Source organism: Kocuria marina (assembly GCA_014652975.1).
In the GTDB taxonomy this organism is placed as follows: Bacteria; Actinomycetota; Actinomycetes; order Actinomycetales; family Micrococcaceae; genus Kocuria; species Kocuria marina.
Genome location: BMZV01000001.1, coordinates 388,531 through 411,929 on the forward strand (window position 1 = coordinate 388,531; position 23,399 = coordinate 411,929).

Sequence of the window (23,399 nt, forward strand, 5' to 3'; positions counted from 1 at the left end):
TGCCGCACCAGTTGCTCTCGCAGCACCAGACCGCGAGCGGCACCACGTCGCCGCACCAGAAACTCTCGACAGAACGGAGCACCGCAGCAATGAGCGAGGACCTGAGAATCGCCGTCGTCGGAGCCGGCCGCATGGGTTCGGACCACATCGAGCGCATCCACCACCGCATGGAGCGCGCCCGGATCACCGCCATCGTGGACATCGACGAGACCAGGGCCGAGGCCGCCATCGACGGCATCGACGGCGCCCGCGTGTACACCGACTTCACCGGGGCCATCACCTCCGGCGAGGTGGACGCGGTGCTCGTGGCGACCCCCGGCTTCCTGCACGAGGACGTGCTGCTGCCCACCCTGGCCCAGGGGCTGCCGATCCTGTGCGAGAAGCCCTTGACCCCGGACTCCGCCTCCGCGTGGCGCGTGGTGCAGGCCGAGTCCGCGATCGGACGCAAGCTCATCCAGGTGGGGTTCATGCGCCGCTTCGACGCCGGCTACCAGCGCATCCAGCAGGCCGTGGCCTCCGGGGAGCATGGCGAGCTGCTCGCCTTGGACTGCGAGCACATCAACCCGGACGTCCCCGCCGGCTACACGGGCAGCAACCTCATCGACGACACCGTGGTCCATGAGTTCGACGGAGTGCGCTTCCTCACCGGCGAGGAGATCGCCTCCGTGCAGGTGCGCACGGGCAAAAACTCTTGCCACGCGACCACCGAGGGGCTGCAGGATCCCGCTCAGATCCTCATGGACACCGACTCCGGGGTGCGCGTCTCGGTGAACACCCACGTCACCGCGCAGTACGGCTATGCCGTGACCACTCGCGCTTCCTTTGAGGAGACCCACCTGAACGAGGGTGTGGACCAGGTGCACCCCGGTTTCGAGGAGAGGTTCGTGGACGCGTACGACACCGAGGTCCAGGACTGGATCGACGGCTGCCTACGCGGCGAGGTGGCGGGTCCGGACGCCTGGGACGGCTACGCCGCGGCGGTGTGCTGCGAGGCCGGCCTTCGAGCGGTCGCGGAACCCGGGACCACCGTGGCCGTGGAGCTCAAGCAGAAGCCGGAGCTGTACCGCTGAGCGGTCCGAACCAACACCGAGACTGGCACTGGCACTGAGGAGACCATCGTGAAAATCGCGCTCGACCCCACCCCGTTCCACTCCACGCACTCACTGCTGGAGTTCCCCCGCGTGGTCAAAGACCTGGGCTACGACTACCTGCAGATGACCCCGCACCAGGATTTCATTCCGTTCTTCACCCACCCCAAGGCGGATGACCAGCTGCTCGCAGACTTCTCGCGGGCTCTCAAGGGAGCGGACGTGCAGATCGCCTCCATCCTCCCGGTGCTGCGCTGGTCCTCCCCTGTGGAGGAGGAGCGCGAGGCAGCCGTGCGTAAGTGGAAACGCGTGATCCAGATCGCCGTGGACCTGGGCGTCACGCAGCTGAACACCGAGTTCTCAGGGCGACCCGAACTCTACGAGGAGTCGGAGAACAGCTTCTACCGCTCCATGGAGGAGCTGCTGCCGATCATCGAACGCGAGGGTCTCAATGTGGCGATCGACCCGCACCCGGACGACTTCGTGGAGCGCGGACTGGAAGCGTGGCGGGTGATCCGGGGCCTGAACTCCCCGAACATTGGCCTCACGTACGTGGCGTGCCACACCTTCCACATGGCGGACGACCCACTGGAGATCATGCGGGCGGCCGGCTCGCGGCTGCGCGTGGTTCACGTGGCGGACACCATGGATCACCACCGCTCCCACGGGTTGCGCTACATCACCAATCCTCCCGGCAACCCCGTGCGCGTCCACCAGCACCTGAAGATCGGTGACGGGGACGTGAACTGGGACAAGTTCTTCTCGGGTCTCGCGGAGATTGGGTTCCTGGACAACCCAGACACGGTCATGGTCTCCAGCGTCTTCGCCGAGAACGAGAACGCCCCCGAGGTCTCCCGCTACCAGTTGGAGACCATGCAAAAGAAGATCAACCAGGCCACCAGCGAGCGCTGACCGGCTGACAGGCAAAGGAGCCACCATGTCGCACCCACCCGCAGGCCACACGGCCGACAGACCCGGGACCAAGGAACTTCCCCCTCTGACAGAGGGCCCGCACACCAGACGTCTCGGCATGGTGGCCCTCGTGGCCACCTTCGGCGGGCTGCTCTTCGGCTACGACACCGGCGTGATCAACGGCGCGCTGCTGCCGATGTCGGAGGAACTGGGCCTGGATGAGAAGACCGAGGGCACGGTGACGAGCACGCTGCTCGTCGGCGCCGCAATCGGCGCCGTGTCGATCGGGCGTCTTTCGGACGGCTGGGGCCGCCGCAAGACGATCCTGCTACTGGCCGTCCTGTTCTTCCTCGGCACGCTGGCCTGCGTGTTCGCCCCCGGCCTGGCCGTGCTGCTGGTGGGTCGCTTCCTCCTGGGCCTGGCCGTGGGCGGCGCCTCCACCGTGGTTCCGGTCTTCCTGGCCGAGCTCGCCCCATACGAAATCCGGGGATCCCTCTCGGGTCGCAACGAGCTGATGATCGTGATCGGTCAGCTCGCGGCGTTCACCGTCAACGCCATCCTCGGCAATACGCTGGGTCACCTCGACGGCGTGTGGCGCATCATGCTCGCAGTGTGCGCCATTCCTGCGATCTTCCTGTTCTTCGGCATGCTGCGCATGCCGGAGTCCCCCCGCTGGCTAATCTCCAAGGGCCGCTACGACGAGGCCCTCGAGGTGCTCAAGACCGTCCGCTCGGAGGAACGCGCGGAGGCAGAGATGGGCGAGGTGGAGCGCGTCAGCGAGCTCGAGGCCAAGAAGCACGAGACCGGCATCTCCTCGGTACTCAAGAACAAGTGGCTGCTGCGCATCTTGCTCGTGGGCGTGGCCCTGGCCGTCTTCCAGCAGCTCACCGGCATCAACTCGGTGATGTACTACGGCCAGATCATCCTGCGCGATGCCGGCTTCGGCGCGGACGCCGCCCTGATCGCCAACATCGCACCGGGCGTGATCGCCGTGGTCGGCGGGTTCATCGCCCTCTGGATGATGGAGCGGATCAACCGTCGCGCCACGATCATCACCGGCTACGTCCTGGTGACCATCTTCCACCTGCTGATCGGGCTGTCCGCGGTTTTTTTCCCGGAGGGCAACGCGGCCCGTCCGTTCGTGATCCTGGTGCTGATCGTGTGCTTCGTGGGTTCCATGCAGACGTTCCTGAACGTGGCCACGTGGGTGCTGCTCTCGGAGATCTTCCCGCTGCACATGCGCGCGGTGGGCATGGGCTTCACGGTCTTCTGCCTCTGGATGGCCAACGCCGCCCTGAGCTGGGTGTTCCCGTCCCTGATCGCGGGTATCGGCATCAACGGCTCGTTCTTCAGCTTCGCCGTTGTCAACGCCGTGGCTGCCGTGGTGATGTGGAAGTTCCTTCCCGAGACCCGTGGACGCACGCTGGAGGCGGTCGAGGAGGACGTCACCACGGGCGCGATCTTCACCGTCCACAAGAAGTAACGCACTCCCCAGCACAGAAGAACGCCCGGCCCGCTGTCAGCGGGCCGGGCGTTCTGCCATGGGACGCGGGTATCAGCGGCCGATGGATACTTCCCTGCCGTCCTGCGCCGCAGAGGCCGCGACAGCCTGGATGATCTTGAGCGTGTGCAGCCCGTCCGCGAAGGACGCGCACGGCAGCAACCCACCAGTGTCCCCGAGCACCTGGCCGAGGAACGCACGAGCCTGGATCACGAAGTTCTCGTTGTAGTTCCATCCGTTGCCGGGAGCGTCCATCGCGCAGGAGTTCGCGAACAGCGGGGTTTGCGGGTTGATGAGCACACGCCTCGGCCCACGCGTCGTGTATCCGGCCTGCGCGTCGTCGTACTCGAACTCCGCTGGCCTGTCGATGCGCCAAGCTGCTTGGGCCCAAGGGCCGATCACCTGGTAGCTCTGACCATTCGGGGATCCGAACGCTACGCGGGAGATCGTGTAAGTTCCGATCGCACCGTTGGCGAAGGTGCATGTGAAGGTCAAAAAGTCTTCGTTCTCCACCGGCTCGACCTCGTCCGAAACCTCCGTGTGTGCATGTCCCACCACGTTGCCCACGGGCAAGGGACGCTCCTTGTGGATCGTGTCCATGAATGCCCCCCGCACGGTAGTGATCGGGCCGTTGAGGAACTCGCCCGTGTCGATCACGTGCGAACCGAGATCTCCGAGCGCGCCCGAGCCGGGTGCTCCCTTGTAGCGCCAAGACATGGGTGCGCGGGGGTCGCACGAGTAGTCGCACAGGTAGGTGGCGATGAAGTTGCTCACCGGGCCGAAGTCCCCGCTCTCCAACCGTTCCCGGATGGCGTTCAGCGCGGGCGTTCGGCGCACTGTGTACCCCGTGGCGGTTACGAGGGGACGCCCGGAGGAGTCCGTGCTCGCACCGTACTGGCGTTCGAGCTCCACCATGGCCTGCGCATCCTCGAGGTTGCCCGCCAGCGGCTTCTCGCACAGCACGTGCTTGCCGGACTCCAGCAGCCCCTGGGCGATCTCACGGTGCAGGGCGTTGCCCACCACGATGCTCACGGCGTCGATGCTCGGGTCCTCCGCAACCTGACGCCAATCCGAGTAAGTCTTCTCGAATCCATAACGACGCGTAGCGTCCTCACCGAGCGGGACATTTGCGTCGGCGATTGCGGCCAGTCGGATGCGCGGGAATGTGGCGTCATAGACACTGCCCGCCTGTCGATACCCGTAGGCATGGGCCCGGCCGGCCATACCCGCCCCGATGACCGCAACGGACAGTTCTTCTGTTCCCATGATTCCCTCTCTAGCTGATCTTATTGTCAGTATGTCCGAACAATTTTCCTGGCTGGCGTGGACAACGTCAAGACTCCGGGGAATGCGGATGTCGTACCGTAACTAATGTGGGACTGGTTGCAGGAGGATGACCGCCCCCCCACGAAGGCACCGCCTGCGGGACAGCACATGCTCGCTTCGGTTATCAAAGAATCAGGTACAACGCCCCGAGTACGGTGACGGCAACTACCGCCCGGTCAAAGGCGTGCTGCGCGATTCGTGCGAAGGCCCATTTCCCAACCAATGCGCCGAGCACCACCCCTGGCACGAGGACGGCATCCATTGCCAAAGTATGGGCCGTCAGGAGCCCCAGACACACGGAGATAGGCACCTTCAAAACGTTCATCGTCACGAAGAACCAGGCCGCAGTTCCCAGAAAAGCGCGCTTGGGAAACCGGGCGGCCAAGAAGTACATAGTCATAACCGGACCCCCCACATTCGCAACCATCGTGGTGAACCCGCCCAGTGTGCCGTAGCTCGCCGCCACAACCTTCGTCGCGGCATGGGATTCTTCACCACTGGGAGCGCTCACCTCTTTCTTGCGCCCGCGACGTTGCCACAGAGTGATCCCCATGAGCACGAGTAGGAGAAAACCGATGGAGCGCCGCACGGCAGAGTCACCCGCGACCGCCAGGAATGCTCCGCCGAGCGCAAGCCCCACGATCACCGCCGGCATCATCCGGACCAGAGTGGGCCAGTGCGCGTATCGTCGGTAGCTCCACAGGGCGAAACAGTCCCCACGAGCAGCAGCACGAGCAGCACCCCCGTGGAAGCCCTGGCCGGGAGAGTCGCAGCAAACAGCGCCACCGCCAGGGTGTTGATACCGGGCATTGCCGTTTTGGAAAAACCTACGAGAAAGGCGCCGCACAACAGCCCAACCCAGGCGAGCCACGTCAGGTCGGGAAGCACCTGGGAATCATTCGTCGAAGGGCAGCCGCGAGTCCACCTCGGCCTTGTCCCATTGCTGCCGAACCCAGCCGTGATGGGGATCATCGCTGATCAGCCACTCCCGCACGGGACCCGGGCCGGCCATCACATTGAGGTAATACATGTCGTAGCCGGGAGGGGCCATTGCGGGGCCGTGCCAGCCGTAAGGCACCAGGACGACATCACCTGTGCGCACCTCGGCGGTGATATCGATAGGCCGCTCGTCAGACGCGTAAACGCGCTGGTAGCCAACGGCATCAGTCGCCTCCGCCGGGGCCTCGGGAGACACACGGGTCTCGAAGTAGTAGATCTCCTCGAGTCTAGTCTCCCGCCCTTCCTTCTCCTCGTCGTGCTTGTGGGGAGGGTAGGAGGACCAGTTACCGGAAGGGGTGAGGACTTCGCACACGATGAACCGGTCCGCCTCGAGGGTTGCAGGGGTCCCGAAGTTGCGAACCTCGCGGGAGCAATTGCCCGCCCCTCGCAATTCGAGTGGTGCTTCGTTCTTGCGGATCAGTCGTGTGGGGTATTCGTTTCGGGCGGGCGCGCTCGCCACCGCCACGCGCGTACCGGGCTCAGCACGCAGCTCCACGGACTTACCCACGCCGGTGTACAGCACATCCGTGGGCCCGTGAAACACCGAGTCACGGCCGTTGAGGTTGTACATCTCACCATCCGCGAGCACCGTGACATCCCCCGTCAGAGGGATCACGATGCGTTCCTCGGCCGCAGCTTCCAGATGGACAGGAACCTCGCTGGCTGTCAAAGTTCGAAGCCCGGTGTGTTCCCATCCCTCGATCACCAGCTGCGAATCGTGGCCGCCGATCGAAAGATCCCACGGCGCCTGAGCCGCACTCCCTGCGGGATAGACCCATTCAGTCATCGGTCGTTCCTTCCGTTGCTGCGGTCCTCATTGCGGGGACCTTCATCAGTACTGCATTTGGCGGGCATAGTTCAGTTGGTGCTGCAGGCATCACGGGCAACACGGCCAGCGGTTGACAGAGACGCCGAGGCGCACCTGCCCGCGTCAAGCCGAGAGAGTCAATTCGAACGAGTACGAGTCGCCCCGATAGAGGTGACGGCCTGTTTCAACGCGACGACCGATGTCATCCGTGGCCGTGCGGGACATCGTCACAAGGGCAGCGCCCGCGGATGTTCCCAGTAGACCGGCCTGTTCGGCGGAGGCCACGGCGGCGCCTATCTTCTGCGTGGCCACACGGAAATTCACACCCTGACGGCGCAGGATCTCGTACAGCCCCATCCGCTCGAGTTCTTCGCGTTCCAGTGTGGCAATCGCCGGAGGCACCCAGTTCTCCATGATCGCGAGCGGCTTGCCGTTGCGATGTCGGAGACGTCGCAAGCGATAAACGGGTGCTGACACATCAATGCTCAGTGCTCGGGCGATTTCAGCTGGAGAGGGAACCTCCTCCAAATAGAGCACTGAGGTAGTGGGGTGAGACGCGTCCTGAGCGAGATCGTCATAGAGAGAAGTAAGCCGCACAGGCCGGCGCACTTCAGAGGCAACGACCTGTGTGCCTACGCCCCGTTTACGTACGAGGAGCCCGGAACGGACCAACTCGTCCATTGCTTTACGAACAGTAGGACGCGACAAATGCAGGTTCTTCGCCAGTGACAACTCGTTCTCGAGCATCGTCCCCGGCGGCAGTTCACCTTCCGTGATGGCGGATTCGATCCCGTGTACCAGCTGGTGATACAGAGGGACGGGCGAGCTCCGATCGATGGAGATGGTGGATGGAAACGACATGACTCTCCCACTGCAACCCGGATCTATTTGTCTCATTGTAAGTACATATTGGCAGTCGTGAACAGCCTTTAAGGAGAATTCCCCCCCCTGCGAGCTACCTGGTCGTTCCAACCCGCTCGTCAACGCACCGCCCCGGCCACCTGCCTAGAGTGGTACCCATGACCAACGCGCAGCTTCCCGAGCAGGTATCCGAGATCTTCGACCCGCAGCAGTGGCGTCCGGTGCAGGGCTTCGAGGACCTGCAGGACATCACCTACCACCGCGGGGTGGAACGGGACGGGGACGTGGTCAGGGATCTGCCGTGGGTGCGGATCGCGTTCGACCGGCCCGAGGTGCGCAACGCATTCCGTCCCGGGACCGTGGACGAGTTGTACCGCAGCCTGGATCACGCCCGGATGTCCTCGGACGTTGGCGCCGTGATCCTCACGGGCAACGGCCCCTCCGCCAAGGACGGCGGGTGGGCGTTCTGCTCGGGCGGCGATCAGCGCATCCGCGGCCGGGACGGCTACCACTACGCCGAGGGTGAGACCGCGGACTCCATCGACCCGGCCCGCGCCGGGCGCCTGCATATCCTGGAGGTCCAGCGTCTGATCCGCACGATGCCCAAGGTCGTGATCGCCGCGGTCTCCGGTTGGGCCGCTGGCGGCGGCCACTCGCTGCACGTGGTGTGCGACCTCACCATCGCGTCGAGCGAGCACGGCAAGTTCAAGCAGACGGACGCGACCGTGGGTTCATTCGACGCCGGCTACGGCTCCGCCTTGCTGGCCCGCCAGGTGGGCCAGAAGTTCGCACGAGAGATCTTCTTCCTCGCGGATGAATATTCCGCCGAGGACATGCACCGGATGGGCGCGGTCAACCGGGTGGTCCCGCACGCGGACCTCGAGACGACGAGCGTCGAGTGGGCCCGCAAGATCACCGCTCAGTCCCCGCAGGCCGTGCGGATGCTCAAGTACGCGTTCAATCTCCCGGACGACGGCATGGTGGGCCAGCAGGTCTTCGCGGGCGAGGCCACCCGCATGGGCTACATGACCGACGAGGCCGTCGAGGGCCGGGACGCCTTCCTCCAGAAGCGCGACCCCGACTGGTCCGCGTTCCCCTACTACTTCTGAACATCACGGCATGTCGGATTATCCGAATGATCCCGCGCTGCCGGGTGAGCCCGTGCCGGCACCCGAGGCGCGGGCGCTGCCGAGCGACGTCGTCACCCTGGACGGGCCCGTCCCCGGGGACCCACTCGAGCTCGTACCGCGCCTGACCGCAGCCCTGTCCCGACCGGGCCCTGCGGTGGTCGTGGCGACGTCCGGCTCCACCGGGCGCCCCAAGAAGACCGTGCTGAGCACGCAAGCTCTCACGGCCTCCGGTCGCGCCACCGAGCGTGCCACGACAGGCCCCGGTCAATGGTTGCTGTGCCTACCGGCGCACTACGTCGCGGGCATCCAGGTGCTGGCGCGCTCGGTGCTTGCGGGCACGCGCCCGGTCGCGATGCCCACCGAGCATTTCACCCCCGCCGCGTTCGCGGACGCCGCGCAGCGGCTCACCCATCCGGTGCGCTACGTCTCGGTGGTGCCTACGCAGCTGCAGCGCATTCTGGACCCGCGCGACGGCGCACCCGACCCGCGCGCCGTCGCCGCCCTCGCCCGCTTCGATGCCGTCCTCGTGGGCGGCTCCGCGCTGTACCCCGACCTCGCCGCGCGCGCCGCGGACGAGGGCGTGCACGTGGTGCGCACATACGGGATGTCGGAGACGTGCGGGGGCTGCGTGTACGACGACGCCGCGCTCGACGCCATCACCGCCGGGATCGTCCCCGACGGTGCACCATCCAGCGCCGTACCCGACCCGAACGAGCGCCGGGAGGGCCGGATCTGGCTGGGCGGGGCGGCCGTGGCCGACGGCTACCTGGACGATCCCGCCCAGACCGCGGACCATTTCCGTGTGATCGGCGGCGTGCGCTGGTACCGCACGGACGACCTCGGTGTGCTGCGGGAGGACGGGACGCTCAGGGTGCTGGGCCGCACGGACGACGTCATCAACACCGGCGGTGTGAAGGTCTCCGCGGGACTGGTCGCGGCCGAACTGCAGCGTGATGAGCGGGTCCGCCAGGCACTCGTGCTCGCGGTGCCGCACCCGGAGTGGGGGCAGGCGGTCGCGGCGTTGATCGCGCTGCGGGAGGGCTCGGACCTCAATGCCGTGGAGCGTGAACTGTCCTCGGCGATCCGGGACGGGCTCGGAGCCCCCGCGGTGCCCAAGCTGTGGCGTCACGTGGCGCAACTGCCCATGCTGGCCACGGGGAAACCCGACCGCCGTTCCGCCGAAGCGTTGTTCGCGAGCCCCGGTGTATAGCGCGCCGGCGTTCCACGGGGCCGGGGTGTGGCTGCCGACCGCGACAGGCCGGGCGGTCCTGCGTGACGAACCCACGGACGGGACGAGGTGACATCATGCCCGCGCACTCCCTCGACCTGGTGCTCTCCCCCGCCTCAGATGATCTGATCCGCTCGCGGTGGGCGGCACTGCACGGGGCCGGTCTACCGAGCCTCGCCACGCATTGCGGTGCGTCCAACGCCCCGCACATCACCGCACTGTCCGCGCCCTCGATGCCCGAACATGTCCTGGCCCGAGCACGGGAGGTGTTCTCCGCATTGTTGCCGTGTTCCGTGGATATCCCTGGGTTGCTCGTTGTGGGGCACGGGCCCTTCGTGCTCGCGGAGTCGGTGATTGTGCCACCCGGGGTCACGGAGGCCGTCCGCGAGCTGGAACGGATCGCGGCGGAGTCCCGACCCCCGGCCCGCCCGTGGGTTCCGCACCTGACCCTGGGTAAGCGACTCACCGCGTCTCAGGTGGGTAAGGCCTTGGAAGTACTCGCAGACGTGCCCGCACCGCGCGCGGTCGAGATCGCGGGCCTGCGACGGTGGGATCCCGACCAGCGCGTCACCACCATGGTGGTGGGCTGAACCGGACCGGGCGGCTTACCGTGCTCGCGCCGTCGTCATCCCTTGGGCTCGGCGAGACCGCGCATGCCTGACGCACTCAGGCGCCCCAGCGCCGGCCGGAATCCGCGACCGCCTCCACGGCCGGGCCGCTGGGACCGCCTGGACTCATCGTGTCCCCGGAACGTGTGCACGTGCACAGCGCGTGAAACAATGACACGAACCCGTCCCCGTTCTCGAAAGGTTGCACCGTGGCCACACCAGCTCAGTGGGTCGAGGGAGCACGTCTGCGTACGCTTCCCATGGCCGCGGCCCCCGTGATCGCCGGCACCGCCGCCGCCCAGTGGATGGCTGCCGCACGGTTGGGCCCCGCGGTCCTCGCGCTGCTGGTCGCGCTGTTCCTGCAGATCGGGGTGAACTACGCCAACGACTACTCGGACGGCGTGCGCGGGACGGACGACGATCGCGTGGGCCCGTTGCGTCTGACCGGCTCCGGTGCGGCATCCCCCCGCGAGGTCAAGACCGCGGCGTTCGTGTGCTTCGGGCTGGCTGCGCTCGCAGGCATCGCGCTCGTGGTGGTCTCCCAGCAATGGTGGCTCGCCGCGGTGGGTGTCCTGGCGATCCTCGCGGCATGGGGCTACACGGGTGGCAAGAAGCCCTACGGGTACATGGGACTCGGCGATCTCTTCGTGTTCATCTTCTTCGGTCTCGTGGCCACCCTGGGTACCACGATCACCCAGGCCGGGCGGCTCAACCTGGAGTCGTGGGTCCTGGCGATCTCCACCGGGCTGTTCGCGTGCGCGCTGCTCATGGCCAACAATGTCCGGGACATCCCCGGGGACCGCGCCGTGGGCAAGAAGACCTTGGCCGTGCGTCTGGGCGATCCGAAGGCCCGGCTCACGTTCACCACGGAGCTGTTCGTGGGGATGGTCCTGCCGTTGCTGCTCGTGCCCCACAACCCGTGGGTGCTCCTGATTTATGCCGTGACGCCACTGGCCATCGGCGCGGCCGTGACCGTGCTCAGGACCACCGACCGGCGCGAGCTGATCCCCGTGCTCAAGCAGTGCGGTTTCATCAACCTGGGAGTGACCGTGCTCTACGCGATCGCAGTGCTGGTGCACCAGTACCTGGGCTGACACTCCCCGCCGCTTGAATCATGGCGTCGCGCTCCGGGTGTGCGCCATCGCGACCGCTGAAGTGCCCCGGGCCAGAACCCCGCGGGCGGACGCTCAGACGTCCTTGCGAGCCTCGCGGTCCGTGTAGGAGTCCTCGATCTCCTGGTCCTCCAGGGCCACCCGGTTGGTGGGCTTGGGGGTGCGTGAGATCCATCGGTGGAAGTCCTGGCCCGCGGCGTAATGCAGCTTGGGGAAGAAGATGTAGCAGATCGCGAAGGCCGCCACCACGGCCGCGATCCCGGAGAAGACCAACCCCAGCCCCAGGTACATGCACAGCAGGAAGAGCACCACCAGGATGCCCAGGCGCAGCAGGGAATACTTCACGAAGTTCACCCGACCATTCTACGGGCCCGCCCTGGGTGCTTCCCGGGCACCGTGGTTGCCTGCGAAAAGCCCCGATCTGGACAGGACGTTGCCCGTGCGGGGCATCTGCCTCGGACGCCCTCCCCGCTCAAGGCCCCGGCCCTGGTCAGGGCGCCTTCCTGCCTGGGCCCGATCCGGACGGGACGCGCTCCCCCACCCGCCGCGCTGACCCGAAGAGGAACTGCCCAGTCCACTCCCCTAGGATGTTCCGCATGGGCAGAGCGATCCTGATCATCGGAGCAGGCGCCCTCGCTGTGGGCGTCATCATTTACGCGCTCATCGAGTGCGCGCAGTCGGACAAGTACGCCGTGCGGGCCATTCCCAAGTGGGGTTGGCTGTTGGTGATCCTGCTGTTGCCGGTGGTCGGGGCGGTGCTGTGGCTCTTCTTCGGCCGCCCCCGCAAGGACGACGCCGCCCGCGAACCCCAGCGCGGCCGCGGCCCGGACGACGACCCCCAGTTCCTGCGCAACCTCGAGGAGCGGCGCAAGCAACAGGAACGCGCTCGCAAGCTCCAGGAATGGGAGAACGAACTCAAGCGCACCGGTCGCGCCCCGGGCGAACGTCCCGACGCCGAGGAACCGGTGTTGGATCCCTCCGACCCGCGCCTCGCTGCTTCCTCCCCCGACCACCCGGCGGGTGATGTCCGCGCGAACGACCCGGACGACGCCGCCCCCCGCAGCGGCTCCCACTCGGAAGACTCAGACGCTCCCCGGGACGATCCCGACGCGGACGGCCTGGACCCCGACGATCCGCGCGGCGACGACTCGCGTCCCGGTGGTTCCACTCCCCGCTAACGAGCCCGAGATACCCACTGAACATGACGTGAGCCCCGCCCCATGAGGGACGGGGCTCACCTGTTTCGCGAACTCATGTCACGGGCTCATGCCCGCGGAGGACTCACAGGCCCGAGTACGAGTGCAGGCCCGGGAACAGCGTGTTGACCACCGTGAAGTTGAACACCACGCACAGGTAGCCCGCGATCGACAGCCACGCGGAACGATTGCCGTTCCAGCCGCGGGTCACGCGCGCGTGCATGTAGGCGGCGTAGACGGTCCACACCACGAAGGTCCAGACCTCCTTGGTGTCCCAACCCCAGAACCGACCCCAGGCCTGATCCGCCCAGATGGCACCGGCGGCCAGGGTGAAGGTCCAGAACACGAATCCCACGGAGTTGAGCCGGAAGGAGAAGTTCTCGAGGGTCACGGACGTGGGCACGGCCCGCAGGAAGCCCAGACGGGCGTCCTCGCCGGTGGCCAGCTTCTTCTCGCGGCGAGACTGCAACAACTGCAGCACGGCCATCGCGAACGTGATGGTGAAGATCCCGGAGGCCGCGACCGCGATGGACACGTGGATGATGAGCCAGTAGGACTGCAGCGCGGGCTGCAAGGGGGACACGGGGGTCGGGAACGCGATCGTGGCCAGACACAGCATGATGAGCACGAGGCCGGAGACCATGGGTCCCACGAAGCGCAGGTCCTTGAAGAACAGCGTCACGAGGTACACGCCGGCCACCACCAGGGCGCCCGTGGTGCAGAACTCGTACATGTTGGCCCACGGCACACGGTCCGCGGCGACACCGCGGGAGGCCACCGCGAACGCGTGCAGCAGGAACGCGATAACCATGAGGGTCACGGCCACGCGCGCAGCCGGGCGGCGGCTGTTGTGCTGGTAGTCCAGCGCCTCGAACTCGTTCACGCCTTTGGCGCCGTCCGCCGAGGTCCGGAACTCATCCGCGACGGATTCACCGGTCCCCGCGCCGTCGCCCGACGCACCCCCGGCGGAAGAGCGAGTGGACGCGGAGCGCGACACCGTGGAACCGACCGTGGCGGAACCCGCCGCCCGGGCCCCGGAATGCGCGGCCGTGGCGCCCACGAGTTCCTTGGCCTCGCCCTCGGCGGTGTCACGCCGGGCACGTTCAGTCAGGCCGAGGGTCTTGGAGTGGGAGGCCATGTCCCATACGAAGGCCACAAACACCACCAGGTAGGTCATGGCGGCCAGGAGCATGAACCATTCGCTCCAGTTGCCCAAGGTCACGTTGATGTTGCTACCCATTAGTTCACGCCTTCGAATTCAGGTGGAACTCCCGCACGCCGCGGTCCTCCCACAATGACGTCCACAGAGCTGTCAGTTTTTCCGCTTCCGCGCCCAAGCGGTGGTCCTCGCCACGCGCCAACAGTCCGTACTCCAGAACAGTACACCGCACCCCGTTGGCGTCCTCCGTGGTGGTGGCCCGCACCCACGCCCTCCGGCGCGCGATGAACAGGCTCATGATGAGCCCGATGAACGCGAGCACGAAGGAGATGAACGCGGGGATCCGCCCGGGGTCGCTGTGCACGTCCAGACCCACGTAGCGCTTCACGTCCAGGAACTCCACGCTGCCCTTGCCGTTGGGCAACTGCACCTCGCGGTGCTGACCGTCCAGCAGGATCGGGCCGTTGGCCGAAGTCATGGAGTTCAGTTCCGTGAGGTTCTCGGTGTTGAGCACGTACACGTTCTGCGGTTGCCCGCTGTCCAGGCCCAGGTCCCCGTAGAACGAGGACAGGATCAGCGCGGGGTTGTTCAGCGCGGGGTCCGCGGAGCGCGGGATCTCCCCCGGCTCCGAGACGGCCGTGGGCAACAACAACCCCACGAACCCGAGCTGATCGGGGCGGGCGTCCGGGACCTTGAGGGTCAGCGAGGACGTGTACACGGAGTCCGAGGGGACCGTGACCACGGGGCCCTCGTAGGCCACGTTGCCCTCCCCATCCGTCACGCGGATCACGGGCGCGTAACCGTTGCCTACCAGGTACACCTTGGTGCCGTTGACGTTGAGGGGCTTGTTGACCGCGAGGTTCACGTCCTGGGGTGTGGCCCCGGGTCCGTCCGTGACAGTCAGGTCCGCGTTGAAGTCGGTGGGCTGACCGTAGTGCCGGGGATCGGAGGTGTCCCGGTTGAACGTGGCCTGGAAGTTGTTGAGCCGCACCGAGAAGGGGTTGAGCCAGTCCGGGTCGAAATTGGTCCCCGGGTTGAAGGAGTCGTAGTCCACGAGGGTGTTCACGAAGGACTCCCCCTCCACGATGATCTTTTGCCCCTTGTACCCGAACAGGGCACCGATCGCCACGGAGACCAACACGCCCAGCAGCGCTACGTGGAAGAGGATGTTGCCCACTTCCTTGAGCATCCCGCGCTCGGCCGCGACCGACGGCGCCGCGGAGCCCAGGTCCTGTGTCTGCACCCGGTAGCCGCGCTTCTTCAGGGCGGCGGCGGCCTGCTCGACGGCGTCGTCCGGGGAAGGTGCGGCAGCGCCGTCGCGCCCGCCCAGCATGACCTTGCGGTACTGCGGCAACCGGGAGATCCGGCGCGGGGTGCGCGGCGGCTTGGAACGCCACGCCTTGAAGTGCTGGACGGCGCGCGGGAGCACGCAGCCCACGAGCGAGATGAACAGCAGGAGGTAGATCGCGGAGAACCAGTAGGAGGAGAAGACGTCGAACAGCTGCAGGCGGTCCAGCCACGGACCCATGGTGGGGTTCGCCTCGATGTAGCTGGTCACCGCGTCCGGGTCCTGGACCCGCTGGGGGAACAGGGATCCCGGGACCGCAGCGATCGCGAGCAACAACAACAGCACGAGGGCCGTGGACATCTTGGTCAGTTGCCGCCAGGCCCACCGGGCCATGCCGAGGGGACCCAGTGAGGGGACCTCCACGTCGGAACGCTGCGCCTTCTTCGGGCGTGGCGTGCGCGTCTCGGTCATATCGGCATCACCCAATCGGTTACGAATTCGGACTGGACCCACGAGACCAGTGCGGACCACACGCCCGTGGCCATGGCGGCCCCGATGAGCACGAGCACGGCACCGCCCACGCGCTGCAGCGTGAGACGGTGCCTGCGGAAGAAGGACATGGCCCCCATGCCCCGGCGCAACGCCAGGGCGATCAGCACGAACGGGACGCCCAGTCCCAGGCAGTAGGCGGTGGTGAGCACCACGGCCTTGCCGGTGGACGCGCCGTCCACGTAGACGAGCGCCTGCACCGCGGCGAAGGTCGGGCCGATGCACGGGGCCCATCCCAAACCGAAGGCCATCCCCAGGAGGGGCGCACCCCACAGCCCCGGGGGCGGGCGGCGCTCGATCTTGCGGTCACGCTGGAACCACGAGAAACCACCCATGAAGACCACGCCCATGAGCATCACCAGGATCCCGAGCACCACCATGATCCACTGCTGGCCCAACAACCACGCGAACGCGCCGAGCTGCGCGAGCACCACGGACATCAGCACGAACACTGCGGAGAACCCCAGGACGAACAGCACCACGCCCGTGAGGATCCGCCCGCGCCGCTGTTCCCGCAGGTCCACCCCGGTGAGCCCGGTGATGTAGCCCAGGTACCCGGGCACTAGGGGCAGCACGCACGGTGAGGCGAAGGAGACGAATCCCGCGAGCAGCGCCACGGGCAGCGCGGCAATCAGTGAACCGTCGAGGACGACCTCGGCGAAGGGATTGCCGTTCATGCGGACTCAGCCACCGTGTCCTTGATCAGGGCGTCCAGGGTGGATTTGTCCGCTTTGCCCAGCACGCGGGCGGCCACGCGACCCTGCTCGTCCAGAACGAGGGTCGTGGGGACGGCCTGCGGCGGGACGTAGTCGCTCAGTGCGAGCAGCACGGCCCCGTTGAGATCGGACGCGGAGGGGTAGTCCACCCCGTAGTTGCGTTCGAACGCCTCCGCGGTGGGCTGCTGGTCGCGCAGGTTCACGCCCAGGAACTGCGCGCGGTCCTGGTACTCGTGGTGCAGGGCCACGAGGTCCGGGGCCTCCGCGCGGCACGGCGCGCACCCTGCGTACCAGAAGTTCACGACGGCGGGCTTGCCGCGCAGGCTCTCGGCGCTCACGGTGCTGCCGTCGAACATCTCGGCCTCGAACTGCACGGGCTCCCCGCGCTGCTCCGGCGCGTACTCGCTCACGGAACCGTCACCGGCCACGTAGCCCTTCTCGCCGCCGGCGTTGGCCTGCTGGGCGAGGCTGTCGTTGCCCGAGGACGAGCACCCCGCGAGCGCGAGCCCCAGACACACCACCACGGCGACCGCTCCCGTGCGCACTCGGGCACGGGCAGGCAGGGAACGGGCGGATGAACAACGCGGAGAAGTCACGGGGAGAACACCTGGGAAGAGGTCGTGGGGTGAGAGATCAATTATGAGCCGGGAAGCTGATTGACGCCTGGATAGAGGTGGGCGGCGGGTTCCCGGTAGGAGACCTCCGGGACCTGCGCGGCGTCCACGTCCTTGAACGTTAAGGACGTCAGGGACGCGAGGTTGCACTCACGCTGCCGCGGGTCGTGCGGCAACGGACGGCCCTGCGCGGACAACCGCGTGAGCCAGATCGGCAACTGGTGGGACACGGCCACGGCCTGGGCGCCGTCGCCACCGCGGCGCACCGCGTCCCGGGCGAGTTCCCGCACGGCCTGTGCCATGCGCTCGACCTGCGCCTTGTAGGGCTCACCCCACGAGGGCCGCAAGGGGTTGAGCATGTAGGGCCAGTGCTTGGGCTTGGCGAGCTCACGACCGGTCACGTGCAGACCCTGGAAGTGGTTGGCCGGTTCGATCAACCGCTCGTCCGTGCGCACCTCGAGCCCCAACTCGCGGGCCACGGGTGCGGCAGTCTCCCGCGTGCGGGTCAGCGGCGAGCACGCCAGCAGAACGATCCGATCGCCATCCTGGACCCGCCGGGTCAGGTCCGCCGCGGCGGCCTCGGCCATCCGAGCGCCCTTCTCGGACAGGTGGTAGTCCGGGAGCCGCCCGTAGACCACGTGCGCGGGGTTGTGGACCTCGCCGTGGCGCAGGAGGTGAACGGTTGCTGAAGGCATGCCCCCAGTGTCTCAAACCCCGCTGTCAGCCCCCAATCGGCCCCGTCGGCACGGAACTGACCCCGTCAGGACAGCACTGCGCGTCAGGACAGCACGGCGCGCAACCGGGCGGCGTCGATGCGCAACCGGTCCCATGGGGCTCCGTCCACGAAGACCACGGGGATGTACTCGGCGTAGTCGCGCAGCAGCTGCAGATCGCCCGTGATGTCCCGCTCGCGGTACTCGCTGCCCGTCTGCTCGCACACCCCGGTCACGACCTCGCGCGCGTCCTCGCACAGATGGCATCCCGGTTTGGTCAGCAGCGTCACTGTGTGCGCCGGGCGCGGGCGGGTCCAGTCCGCGCCGGAGAGCAGGGGCGTACGACGTCGCTCGCGCCCGTCCTGCCTCCCCGCGGCACCGGCGCCCGCGCCGGTTTCACGCGCCGTCGCCGTTGCGGGAGCCGTCGTCGTCCCGCGCGTCGTCGTCGCTGCGGGTTCCGCCTGCACGGCGGGGCCCGGTTTGGCCGGACGGGCGGGATCGAGACGGTCGGGGCTCACGGACTGCTGCGTCATGCGGCCCATGCTACGCACGCGGACACTGCGCACACGATGAAGGCCCCGTTCCCATAGCGGGAACGGGGCCTATCACGGGCGCGCTTACTTCTTGTTACGGCGCTGGTGACGAGTCTTGCGAAGCAGCTTGCGGTGCTTCTTCTTGGACATGCGCTTGCGGCGCTTCTTGATGACCGAACCCATAGGATCCCTCACAGTTCTCTGGACAGTGGTATTTGCTGGGGGCCGCGGGTGAACACCGCCCCGCCCCTGCTAACGCGGGGGCAACATACGTTTAACGGCAAACTACTGGCCTACCTTACCGTGCGACCCCGCCGGGCCCGAAAACGGGCGCTCAGGCGCTCGCGCGGCGATCGGCGTCGAGTTCCTCGTCCTGCTCTGGCCGCCCGTCCTGCTCCGTGACGGAACGCCCCCGCGGCGTGGCCGTGCGCTTGTCCCGGGACGACGCCACACGGTCCAGCGAGCATGGTTCCGCGACCGAGGCGCGGGAGTCGTCCGGGTCCACGCCGGCTTCCTCGTACTGGTAGGTGATGTGTTCGGCCACGAGGCGGGCGGCCAGGTTGTGGTCCCCCGCTTCGAGGGCGCCCACGATGGCCCGGTGTTCGGCGCGGATGCGGCTGGACGTGGTGCTCCACAGCGGCACATGACCCACGAGTGCCAGGGTGTACTCGTAGATCGAGTCCCGCAGGGCAGTGAACAATGCCGCGTTCACCGCGTTGCCGCCCGCCTTGACCAGCGCGATGTGGAAGCTCACGTAGAGGTGGTGGAACTGCTTGAGCCCCAGGTCCTCGTCCATCTGCACCATGATCGCGTGCAGTTCCTCGCGCGGGATGCTGTGCTTCTCGGCGTTCTCGAGGGCCGAGGTCTCGAGCATCACGCGAGTCTGGACGATGTCACGCAACGGGTGCTGCGACGTCGCTATGTGCAACTGCAGTGCGGGACCCGCGGACGCGGCCGGTTCGCGCACCAGGATGGGGAGAATGCTGCGGTGCGGGCCCTCGAAGAGATTGACGATGCCCTGGGCCTCCAGGATCTTGAGGGTCTCACGCATGGAGTTGCGGGACACCCGGAAGATCGCGGCCAGGTCCTTGTCGGTGGGCAGTCGTTGACCCAGCACCAGGTTTGCGTCGAACAGCTCGTTCTCGAGCCATTGCAGAACCTCTCGATGCGTTGCCATATATCCCACCCTAAACGTCGTACGGCGCCCGACCGCCGTATGGCACGGTCGGGCGCCCGGCGCGCCGCTCTCCGGACGCGGCCGTGCTCAGATGATGCCCTGGGCCACCATGGCCCGGGCGACCTTGAGGAACCCCGCGATGTTCGCACCGGCCACGTAGTTGCCCGGCATCCCGAACTCCTCGGCGGTCTCTGCGCAGCGATCGTGGATCCCGCGCATGATCTCCCGCAGGCGTTGCTGCGTGTAGTCGAAGCTCCACGAGTCGCGGGACGCGTTCTGCTGCATCTCGAGCGCGGACGTGGCCACACCGCCGGCGTTGGCGGCCTTACCCGGCGCGAACAGCACGTCCGATTCCTGGAACCGGTGCACGGCCTCGGTGGTGCACGGCATGTTGGCACCCTCGGCGACGGCCACGATCCCGTTCTCGAGCAGGGTCTTGGCCTGACGGCCGTTGAGCTCGTTCTGCGTGGCACACGGCAGCGCGACCGTGCCGGGGACGTCCCACACCGAACCGTCGGAGACGAATCGGGCACTCGAGCCGCGCCGTTCGGCATACTCGCTGATCCGGGCCCGCTCAACCTCCTTGACCTGCTTGAGCAGCTCGAGGTCGATGCCGTTGCTGTCCACCACGTAACCGCTCGAGTCCGACGCCGTGAGCGCCTTGGCGCCGAGCGACTGGGCCCGCTCGATCGCGTAGATCGCCACGTTGCCCGAACCGGAGACGATCACGTCCCGGCCCTCGAGGTCCAACCCGCGGGTCTTGAGCATCTCCTCCGCGAACATCACCGCACCGTAGCCCGTGGCCTCGGTGCGCACGAGCGAACCGCCCCAGGACAGGCCCTTGCCCGTGAGCACACCGGACTCGTAGCGGTTGGTGATGCGCTTGTACTGACCGAAGAGGTACCCGATCTCACGCCCGCCCACGCCGATGTCACCGGCGGGGACGTCCGTGTACTCACCGATGTGGCGGTACAGCTCGGTCATGAAGGACTGGCAGAACCGCATGATCTCCGCGTCACTGCGCCCGGACGGGTCGAAGTCCGATCCACCCTTGCCGCCGCCGATGGGCATACCGGTCAGCGCATTCTTGAAGATCTGCTCGAAACCCAGGAACTTCACGATGCCCAGGTACACCGACGGGTGGAACCGCAAGCCACCCTTGTAGGGACCCAGCGCGGAGTTGAACTCCACCCGGAACCCGCGGTTGATGTGCACCTGGCCCTGGTCGTCCATCCACGGCACACGGAAAATGATCTGACGTTCGGGTTCGCAGATACGCTCCACGATCGCGGAGTCCAACAGATCCGGATGGCGAGCCACCACGGGACCCAACGACTCGAAGACCTCGTCCACAGCCTGGTGGAACTCGGACTCACCCGGGTTGCGCGCCGTGACGATCTGCCGGATGGGGATCAGTTTCTCGTGCATGTCTCTCCTGCCCTCTTGAAAGGTCTGCGGCTCCCACTCAACCGCGGCGTGAACCGCGGTTGCGGCGCCGGAAACCCGTCAGAGTGGACAGCAGACCGCTCTGACGGCGATGCGCGGCCCCGCGAGGTCGGATGAGCTCCGCGATCTCGGGCGAGTTCGTCTCCGGGGAGACAGCGCGGGGCTCTGCATCGTGGGGCTCGGCATCATGCGCGGCACGGGGCTGCGCAGCGGGCTCGATGTGGGCACCATCGTCCACAGTATCCCCTGTGACCTGGGCCTCCCGTTCGTCGGCCAGGCCCTCCGGATCAGCGGAATTGATAGCTTCTTCGGTGACCCCCGAGCTGAACTGCACGACTTTCTCGGACCCCTGGGATGATTCGTCGAAAAACTCGGCTTCTACGGGCGTCTCTGCTTCGCCAGAATTTTCTTCCGGACGGGGATCATCGACCGGGGATCCGGGGGCGACCGTGGGAGCGGGGATGTCCAGGACCTCGGGATCGTCCGAGGTGTTGGTGGCCTCCGCGGCCTCCGTCGTGACGTCGGTGACCTCCGCCGTGAACCACGGCAGGGACCGCTCGGGTTCGCGCACAGGTTCCTGGGCGGCGTCGACGTCGGCGGCCTCGGCGCGTACGGGCTCCGGGCGCGGGGCGTCCTCGGGCGACGGCGCGGCGTCGTGGTCGGTCGACTCGGCGGAGGCGTCCGTGGTCAGCTGTGCAGCGTCGTCGACGGCCAGCTGCGCAGCGACGTCGTTCGCCATGGCGGGCTCATCGGACTCGGCCGGGGCGGACTCATGTGTATCCGTCACGGGAGTGTCCGCCTCGTTCGCGGCGGCGACCAGCTCGTTCACCCAGTCGAGCACGGCCACGAAGGGCTCGGCGGTGAGGTTGTAGAAGCGCTTCTGTCCCTGGGCGCGGGTGGTGACCATCCCGGCGTCGCGCAGGACCTTGAGGTGCTTGGACACCGTGGGCTGGGAGACCTCGAGCGCGGTGACCAGCTCGCCCACCGGCCGGGGCCCGCCGCACAGGGCCGTGAGGATGCGGCGTCGGGTGGGGTCGGACAAGGCGGAATATGCGTCGTGGGACATGGGATTCACCTTAGACGGGCTGCCCACCCTGACCCAATCAGACCTTCCCGTCACGGGTCGGTCCCACCAGCGTCAGCCCTGCCAGGGTCAGTCGTACCAGGGGTCCAGTCCCCACTGGGGAAAGACCTCCTTGCGCGTGGCCATGATGCTGCGGTCGGTCTCGTCACTGGGGTCGTAGCCGATCTCCCACGAACGCCACCAGATGTCGACGTCGTCGCCCATGCGCTCGGGCGGGCGCCCGCCGTACTTTTCGGCCATGTAGCTGCGCCACGCCTGCGGGACCGGCGTGTTCACGTCCACGGGGTATCCCGAGGCGACCCCCACGAGGTGCGCCCACGAGCGGGGAACGGCGTCGTGGCAGTCGTACCCGCCGCCACCCGTGGCGATCCACCGGTCCTCACATAATTCCGCCGCGAGCTCGGACACCGCCAACGCGATCTGACGCTGCCCGTCCACGCTCATGCGTAAATGGGTCAGTTCGTCCTGGAAGTGGGAGTCGCAGCCGTGCTGGGAAACGATCACCTCGGGACGGAACTCGCGCGCGATCGGGGGGACCACGGCGTCGTACGCTCGAAGCCACTGGGAGTCGTCCGCGCGCGTGGGCATGGCCACGTTGACCGCGGTGCCGGCCGCCGCCCCGGAGCCGATCTCGTTGGCGAAGCCCGTGCCCGGGAACAGGGACAGGCCCGTCTCGTGCAGGGACACGGTCATGACGCGGGGCTCGTCGTAGAAAATCGACTGGGTGCCGTCCCCGTGGTGGCCATCCACGTCCACGTAGAGCACGCGCTGCACTCCGTTGTTCAAGAGGTGCTGGATGGCCACGGCGCAGTCGTTGTACACGCAGAAACCTGAGGCCTTGTCCGCCGCGGCGTGGTGCATGCCACCGCCGAAGTTCACGGCGTGGACCACGGAACCGCTCAGCAGGTCCACGGCCCCCTGGTAGCTGCCGCCCACCAGGCGCGCACTCGATTCGTGGATGCCCTCGTAGCCGGGAGTGTCCTCGGTGCCCAAACCGCATTCGGGGATCTGCCGCGTGGGGTCCTCCGAGACGGCGCGCACGGACTGCACGTAGGTCTTGGTGTGCACGAGTTCCAGGACGGAGTCGTCCGGTACCTCGGGGACGGTGACCCGCACGTTGGGCGCGGTGTCCAGGCCCAGGTTCTGCACCAACCGCATGGTCGCGTCCAGGCGGGTGGGGCTCATGGGGTGGTAGTCCCCGAAGTTGTACTGGAGCAACCGGGGATCCCAGTAGACACTGGTGGGGTAGACGGCATCCTTGCCCGTTGTCGCGGAGCTCACACCTCCATTAGAACACTCACGCGCGTGCGGCAGTCGCTGCAGCGCACTGTGACGGGGGATACTAGGGGTC

The 23,399-nt window shown here is 67.2% G+C and carries 24 protein-coding genes; 8 read left to right on the top strand and 16 right to left on the bottom strand.

Annotated features, from left to right (window positions below; translation table 11 throughout):
* Positions 1-89: 89 nt before the first annotated feature.
* The 3 genes from IE157_RS01860 to IE157_RS01870 are packed head-to-tail and all read left to right on the top strand — an operon-like array spanning position 90 to position 3,483.
* Positions 90-1,070 carry a Gfo/Idh/MocA family protein gene (locus IE157_RS01860; RefSeq protein ID WP_193518963.1) on the top strand — a complete coding sequence of 327 codons (981 nt, stop codon included), beginning with the start codon at positions 90-92 and terminating at the stop codon, positions 1,068-1,070.
* A 48-nt stretch (positions 1,071-1,118) separates the two neighbouring features.
* Entirely contained in the window at positions 1,119-2,000 is an 882-nt protein-coding gene (locus tag IE157_RS01865) for a sugar phosphate isomerase/epimerase family protein (protein ID WP_193518964.1), read from the top strand.
* A 25-nt stretch (positions 2,001-2,025) separates the two neighbouring features.
* On the top strand, positions 2,026-3,483 hold the full coding sequence (locus tag IE157_RS01870; protein WP_193518965.1) for a sugar porter family MFS transporter: 1,458 nt from the start codon (positions 2,026-2,028) through the stop codon (positions 3,481-3,483).
* Positions 3,484-3,555: 72 nt separating this feature from the next.
* Here IE157_RS01870 and IE157_RS01875 read toward each other — a convergent pair whose 3' ends face one another.
* The 4 genes from IE157_RS01875 to IE157_RS01890 all read right to left on the bottom strand — a co-directional run bounded on the left by IE157_RS01875 (position 3,556) and on the right by IE157_RS01890 (position 7,495).
* Entirely contained in the window at positions 3,556-4,767 is a 1,212-nt protein-coding gene (locus IE157_RS01875) for a Gfo/Idh/MocA family protein (RefSeq protein ID WP_193518966.1), read from the bottom strand.
* Between the two features lie 184 nt (positions 4,768-4,951).
* Positions 4,952-5,485 carry a sulfite exporter TauE/SafE family protein gene (locus IE157_RS12765; protein ID WP_318281256.1) on the bottom strand — a complete coding sequence of 178 codons (534 nt, stop codon included), beginning with the start codon at positions 5,483-5,485 and terminating at the stop codon, positions 4,952-4,954.
* Positions 5,486-5,722: 237 nt separating this feature from the next.
* Positions 5,723-6,613, bottom strand: coding sequence for a 5-deoxy-glucuronate isomerase (iolB, locus tag IE157_RS01885; protein ID WP_167318117.1), 891 nt, complete (start codon positions 6,611-6,613; stop codon positions 5,723-5,725).
* A gap of 144 nt (positions 6,614-6,757) precedes the next feature.
* The gene (locus IE157_RS01890) at positions 6,758-7,495 is read right to left on the bottom strand and encodes a GntR family transcriptional regulator (protein WP_167318116.1); all 738 of its coding nucleotides are present in this window, start codon (positions 7,493-7,495) and stop codon (positions 6,758-6,760) included.
* 158 nt (positions 7,496-7,653) lie between these two features.
* Between IE157_RS01890 and IE157_RS01895 the strand changes: the two genes are divergently transcribed.
* From IE157_RS01895 to IE157_RS01910, 4 genes are all read left to right on the top strand, one after another.
* Positions 7,654-8,604 (top strand): 1,4-dihydroxy-2-naphthoyl-CoA synthase, encoded by a 951-nt coding sequence (locus tag IE157_RS01895; RefSeq protein WP_064846661.1) that lies wholly within the window; start codon positions 7,654-7,656, stop codon positions 8,602-8,604.
* Positions 8,605-8,614: 10 nt separating this feature from the next.
* Positions 8,615-9,835, top strand: a complete 1,221-nt coding sequence (locus tag IE157_RS01900; RefSeq protein ID WP_193518967.1) for an AMP-binding protein — start codon at positions 8,615-8,617, stop codon at positions 9,833-9,835.
* Between the two features lie 95 nt (positions 9,836-9,930).
* Complete coding sequence (locus tag IE157_RS01905; protein ID WP_193518968.1) at positions 9,931-10,443, top strand: 2'-5' RNA ligase family protein; 513 nt, start codon at positions 9,931-9,933, stop codon at positions 10,441-10,443.
* A gap of 227 nt (positions 10,444-10,670) precedes the next feature.
* A complete protein-coding gene (locus IE157_RS01910; RefSeq protein ID WP_035965116.1) occupies positions 10,671-11,555 on the top strand; it encodes a 1,4-dihydroxy-2-naphthoate polyprenyltransferase in 885 nt (294 codons plus the stop codon).
* 93 nt (positions 11,556-11,648) lie between these two features.
* Here IE157_RS01910 and IE157_RS01915 read toward each other — a convergent pair whose 3' ends face one another.
* Positions 11,649-11,927, bottom strand: coding sequence for a DUF4229 domain-containing protein (locus tag IE157_RS01915; RefSeq protein ID WP_035965117.1), 279 nt, complete (start codon positions 11,925-11,927; stop codon positions 11,649-11,651).
* A gap of 242 nt (positions 11,928-12,169) precedes the next feature.
* On the opposite strand from IE157_RS01915, the gene IE157_RS01920 reads away from it, so the two are divergent.
* Positions 12,170-12,751: a PLDc N-terminal domain-containing protein gene (locus tag IE157_RS01920; protein WP_193518969.1), complete on the top strand. Its 582-nt coding sequence runs from the start codon at positions 12,170-12,172 to the stop codon at positions 12,749-12,751.
* A gap of 103 nt (positions 12,752-12,854) precedes the next feature.
* On the opposite strand, the gene ccsB is transcribed toward IE157_RS01920, so the two are convergent.
* The 11 genes from ccsB to IE157_RS01975 all read right to left on the bottom strand — a co-directional run bounded on the left by ccsB (position 12,855) and on the right by IE157_RS01975 (position 23,329).
* Positions 12,855-14,009: a c-type cytochrome biogenesis protein CcsB gene (gene ccsB, locus IE157_RS01925; protein WP_231885582.1), complete on the bottom strand. Its 1,155-nt coding sequence runs from the start codon at positions 14,007-14,009 to the stop codon at positions 12,855-12,857.
* Between the two features lie 4 nt (positions 14,010-14,013).
* On the bottom strand, positions 14,014-15,687 hold the full coding sequence (gene resB, locus IE157_RS01930; protein WP_193518970.1) for a cytochrome c biogenesis protein ResB: 1,674 nt from the start codon (positions 15,685-15,687) through the stop codon (positions 14,014-14,016).
* The gene (locus IE157_RS01935) at positions 15,684-16,442 is read right to left on the bottom strand and encodes a cytochrome c biogenesis CcdA family protein (protein ID WP_085106234.1); all 759 of its coding nucleotides are present in this window, start codon (positions 16,440-16,442) and stop codon (positions 15,684-15,686) included. Before IE157_RS01935 ends, resB begins: the two co-directional genes overlap by 4 nt.
* Positions 16,439-17,077, bottom strand: a complete 639-nt coding sequence (locus IE157_RS01940; protein ID WP_396415837.1) for a TlpA family protein disulfide reductase — start codon at positions 17,075-17,077, stop codon at positions 16,439-16,441. The genes IE157_RS01935 and IE157_RS01940 overlap by 4 nt, the downstream gene beginning before the upstream one ends.
* 41 nt (positions 17,078-17,118) lie before the next feature.
* On the bottom strand, positions 17,119-17,790 hold the full coding sequence (locus IE157_RS01945) for a histidine phosphatase family protein (RefSeq protein ID WP_193518971.1): 672 nt from the start codon (positions 17,788-17,790) through the stop codon (positions 17,119-17,121).
* An 83-nt stretch (positions 17,791-17,873) separates the two neighbouring features.
* The gene (locus IE157_RS01950; protein WP_193518972.1) at positions 17,874-18,341 is read right to left on the bottom strand and encodes a glutaredoxin family protein; all 468 of its coding nucleotides are present in this window, start codon (positions 18,339-18,341) and stop codon (positions 17,874-17,876) included.
* A gap of 84 nt (positions 18,342-18,425) precedes the next feature.
* A complete protein-coding gene (locus IE157_RS01955; RefSeq protein ID WP_005504750.1) occupies positions 18,426-18,524 on the bottom strand; it encodes a 30S ribosomal protein bS22 in 99 nt (32 codons plus the stop codon).
* Between the two features lie 151 nt (positions 18,525-18,675).
* Entirely contained in the window at positions 18,676-19,518 is an 843-nt protein-coding gene (locus tag IE157_RS01960; protein ID WP_193518973.1) for a FadR/GntR family transcriptional regulator, read from the bottom strand.
* 87 nt (positions 19,519-19,605) lie between these two features.
* Positions 19,606-20,946 carry an NADP-specific glutamate dehydrogenase gene (gene gdhA, locus IE157_RS01965; RefSeq protein ID WP_064846654.1) on the bottom strand — a complete coding sequence of 447 codons (1,341 nt, stop codon included), beginning with the start codon at positions 20,944-20,946 and terminating at the stop codon, positions 19,606-19,608.
* A 37-nt stretch (positions 20,947-20,983) separates the two neighbouring features.
* The gene (locus IE157_RS01970) at positions 20,984-22,030 is read right to left on the bottom strand and encodes an ArsR/SmtB family transcription factor (protein WP_193518974.1); all 1,047 of its coding nucleotides are present in this window, start codon (positions 22,028-22,030) and stop codon (positions 20,984-20,986) included.
* An 87-nt stretch (positions 22,031-22,117) separates the two neighbouring features.
* Positions 22,118-23,329 (bottom strand): acetoin utilization protein AcuC, encoded by a 1,212-nt coding sequence (locus IE157_RS01975; RefSeq protein ID WP_193518975.1) that lies wholly within the window; start codon positions 23,327-23,329, stop codon positions 22,118-22,120.
* Between the last annotated feature and the right edge of the window lie 70 nt (positions 23,330-23,399).

Excerpts from the sequence above, each read along its gene's own strand:
- IE157_RS01895 (WP_064846661.1), top strand. The coding sequence starts at position 7,654 with ATGACCAACGCGCAGCTTCCCGAGCAGGTATCCGAGATCTTCGACCCG.
- IE157_RS01860 (WP_193518963.1), top strand. The coding sequence starts at position 90 with ATGAGCGAGGACCTGAGAATCGCCGTCGTCGGAGCCGGCCGCATGGGT.
- IE157_RS01905 (WP_193518968.1), top strand. The coding sequence starts at position 9,931 with ATGCCCGCGCACTCCCTCGACCTGGTGCTCTCCCCCGCCTCAGATGAT.
- IE157_RS01900 (WP_193518967.1), top strand. The coding sequence starts at position 8,615 with ATGTCGGATTATCCGAATGATCCCGCGCTGCCGGGTGAGCCCGTGCCG.
- IE157_RS01935 (WP_085106234.1), bottom strand. The coding sequence starts at position 16,442 with ATGAACGGCAATCCCTTCGCCGAGGTCGTCCTCGACGGTTCACTGATT.
- resB (WP_193518970.1), bottom strand. The coding sequence starts at position 15,687 with ATGACCGAGACGCGCACGCCACGCCCGAAGAAGGCGCAGCGTTCCGAC.
- gdhA (WP_064846654.1), bottom strand. The coding sequence starts at position 20,946 with ATGCACGAGAAACTGATCCCCATCCGGCAGATCGTCACGGCGCGCAAC.
- IE157_RS01955 (WP_005504750.1), bottom strand. The coding sequence starts at position 18,524 with ATGGGTTCGGTCATCAAGAAGCGCCGCAAGCGCATGTCCAAGAAGAAG.
- IE157_RS01890 (WP_167318116.1), bottom strand. The coding sequence starts at position 7,495 with ATGTCGTTTCCATCCACCATCTCCATCGATCGGAGCTCGCCCGTCCCT.
- IE157_RS01945 (WP_193518971.1), bottom strand. The coding sequence starts at position 17,790 with ATGCCTTCAGCAACCGTTCACCTCCTGCGCCACGGCGAGGTCCACAAC.
- IE157_RS01950 (WP_193518972.1), bottom strand. The coding sequence starts at position 18,341 with ATGACGCAGCAGTCCGTGAGCCCCGACCGTCTCGATCCCGCCCGTCCG.
- IE157_RS01960 (WP_193518973.1), bottom strand. The coding sequence starts at position 19,518 with ATGGCAACGCATCGAGAGGTTCTGCAATGGCTCGAGAACGAGCTGTTC.
- IE157_RS01870 (WP_193518965.1), top strand. The coding sequence starts at position 2,026 with ATGTCGCACCCACCCGCAGGCCACACGGCCGACAGACCCGGGACCAAG.
- IE157_RS01875 (WP_193518966.1), bottom strand. The coding sequence starts at position 4,767 with ATGGGAACAGAAGAACTGTCCGTTGCGGTCATCGGGGCGGGTATGGCC.
- iolB (WP_167318117.1), bottom strand. The coding sequence starts at position 6,613 with ATGACTGAATGGGTCTATCCCGCAGGGAGTGCGGCTCAGGCGCCGTGG.
- IE157_RS01920 (WP_193518969.1), top strand. The coding sequence starts at position 12,170 with ATGGGCAGAGCGATCCTGATCATCGGAGCAGGCGCCCTCGCTGTGGGC.
- IE157_RS12765 (WP_318281256.1), bottom strand. The coding sequence starts at position 5,485 with ATGATGCCGGCGGTGATCGTGGGGCTTGCGCTCGGCGGAGCATTCCTG.
- IE157_RS01970 (WP_193518974.1), bottom strand. The coding sequence starts at position 22,030 with ATGTCCCACGACGCATATTCCGCCTTGTCCGACCCCACCCGACGCCGC.
- ccsB (WP_231885582.1), bottom strand. The coding sequence starts at position 14,009 with ATGGGTAGCAACATCAACGTGACCTTGGGCAACTGGAGCGAATGGTTC.